Genomic DNA, 2,129 nt, shown 5'->3' with positions numbered 1-2,129 from the left:
ATCCACATGGGAGCGGGGACCAGCGCCTACGGCTTCATCTGGGCGATGGGCGGGGAGAACCTCGACTACACCGACATGAACGTCCTCGACATCTGCCAGCTGAAGTAGCCGTGGAGAGCCTCTTCAGCCTCGCCGGCAAGGTCGCCGTCGTCACCGGCGCCAACACGGGCCTCGGCCAAGCCATCGCCGTCGCGCTCGCAAGGGCCGGCGCCGACGTCGCCGCGGTCGGCCGCTCGCCGTCCGACGAGACCGGCCGCGCGGTGGAGGCGGCGGGGCGCCGCTTCCTCGCCGTCTCGGCCGACCTTGCGACCACCGAACCCATTCCCCGCATCGTGGCCGAGACCACGGCCGCCCTCGGCGGGATCGACATCCTGGTCAACAACGCCGGAATCATCCGCCGCGCCGACGCCCTGGACTTCACCGAGGCCGACTGGGACGCGGTGATCGACACCAACCTGAAGAGCGCCTTCTTCCTCTCGCAGGCGGCAGCGAAGGCCATGCTACAACGGGGCGGCGGCAAGATCGTCAATATCGCCTCGATGCTGTCCTTCCAGGGCGGGATCCGGGTCGCCTCCTACACCGCCTCCAAGAGCGGCCTGGCCGGCCTGACCAAGCTGCTCGCCAACGAGTGGGCGGGGCGGGGCATCAACGTCAACGCGATCGCCCCGGGCTATTTCGAGACCAACAACACCGAGGCCCTGCGCGCCGACGAGGGCCGCAGCCGCGAGATACTAGGCCGCATCCCGGCAGGCCGCTGGGGCCGGCCGGAGGACCTCGGCGGCGCCGCGGTCTTCCTCGCCTCGGCCGCTTCCGATTACATGCACGGCGCCATCGTCCCGGTGGACGGCGGCTGGCTCGCCCGCTGAGCGGGCGCGGCGGGAGAGGCGCATGCGCGGCAAGGTGGTCTGCTTCGGCGAGGTGATGCTGCGCCTGTCCGCGCCGGGGGCCGAGGTGCTGCTGCAGTCGGCGCGCCTGGACGCGCGCATCGGCGGCGCCGAGGCCAACGCCGGCGTCTCCCTGGCCCGCTTCGGCCATGACGTGCGGATGGTCAGCTTCGTGCCCGACAACCCGCTCGGCCGCACGGTCGTCGCCGAGCTGCGCCGCCAGGGACTGGATGTCGGCGGCGTGCGCACGGCCCCGGGTCGCCTGGGCCTCTACTTCCTCACCCCCGCCGCCGGCCTCAGGCCCGCCGAGGTGCTCTACGACCGGGCCGACTCCGCCTTCGCGATGGCCGATCCCGACGCCATCGACTGGGCCGCCGAGCTGGAGGGCGCCGACTGGCTGCACGTCTCCGGCGTCACCCCGGCAGTTGGCCCGGGCGCCGCCGAGGCGGCTCTGAAGGCGGTCCGCGCCGCCCGGGTGAAGGGCCTGACGGTCTCCTTCGACGGCAACTACCGGAAGAGCCTCTGGGACCTGTGGCCCACCGACGGGGCGGCCATCCTGGCCGACATCGTCGCCGCCGCAGACCTGTTCATCGGCGACGACAGGGACGTGGCGCTGATCCTCGGCCACGACTTCCCGCAGACCGACCCGATGGAGCGCCGCCGGGCCGCCGCCGAGGCCGCCTTCACCGGGTTCCCGCAGCTCTCCCGCGTCGCCTCGACCCACCGCGTGGTGTACGGCGCCGACCGCCACGGCCTTGCCGGCTTCCTCGCCGATCGCGACGGCCACTGGACCGCGCCGCCTCTGGAAGTCACCGGCATCGTCGACCGGATCGGCGCTGGCGACGCCTTCGCCGCCGGGTTGATCCACGGCCTGCGCACCGAGATGGCCCCCCAGGCAGCCCTCGACTTCGCCCTGGCCGCTGCGGCGCTGAAGCACTCCATCTACGGCGACTTCAACCTGGTGGACGTCTCCGACGTCGAAGCCCTCCTCGCTGGCGGGGGGGATGTGAAGCGGTAATCCCGCCCGTCATCCCGGCCGAGCGCAGCGAGAGCCGGGACCCAGACCTCCGTGTGAGGCCGCTGGGTCCCGGATGAGCCGCATGCGCGGCTCTCCGGGATGACACCTAGATCTTCACCGGCTCGTACTTCGGCGTGAGCAGGTGCACGACGAGCAGGGCCAGCAGGTAGGCTGACGCCGCCACCACGAAGATCGGGGTATAGCTGCCGATCTGGTCGAGCACCCAG

The 2,129-nt window shown here is 72.0% G+C and carries 3 protein-coding genes and 1 pseudogene; 3 read left to right on the top strand and 1 reads right to left on the bottom strand.

Features of this window, described 5'->3' with window-relative positions:
• The 3 genes and pseudogenes from VHK87_RS17385 to VHK87_RS17375 form a co-directional block, all read left to right on the top strand.
• Positions 1–108 (top strand): annotated as a pseudogene (locus VHK87_RS17385) (5-dehydro-4-deoxy-D-glucuronate isomerase); the annotation flags it as partial.
• Positions 109–110: 2 nt separating this feature from the next.
• Positions 111–866 carry a 2-dehydro-3-deoxy-D-gluconate 5-dehydrogenase KduD gene (gene kduD / locus VHK87_RS17380; protein ID WP_329636150.1) on the top strand — a complete coding sequence of 252 codons (756 nt, stop codon included), beginning with the start codon at positions 111–113 and terminating at the stop codon, positions 864–866.
• A gap of 22 nt (positions 867–888) precedes the next feature.
• Entirely contained in the window at positions 889–1,902 is a 1,014-nt protein-coding gene (locus VHK87_RS17375; RefSeq protein ID WP_329636149.1) for a sugar kinase, read from the top strand.
• Between the two features lie 106 nt (positions 1,903–2,008).
• On the opposite strand, the gene VHK87_RS17370 is transcribed toward VHK87_RS17375, so the two are convergent.
• Positions 2,009–2,129, bottom strand: a 121-nt coding sequence (locus VHK87_RS17370; protein ID WP_329636151.1) for a hypothetical protein, incomplete at its 5' end; no start/stop codon positions are given.

The organism is Phenylobacterium sp. (assembly GCF_036263695.1).
Taxonomy (GTDB): Bacteria; Pseudomonadota; Alphaproteobacteria; order Caulobacterales; family Caulobacteraceae; genus Phenylobacterium.
Note: the sequence above shows the minus strand (reverse complement) of the source record. Positions and strands in the feature narration are given on the sequence as shown.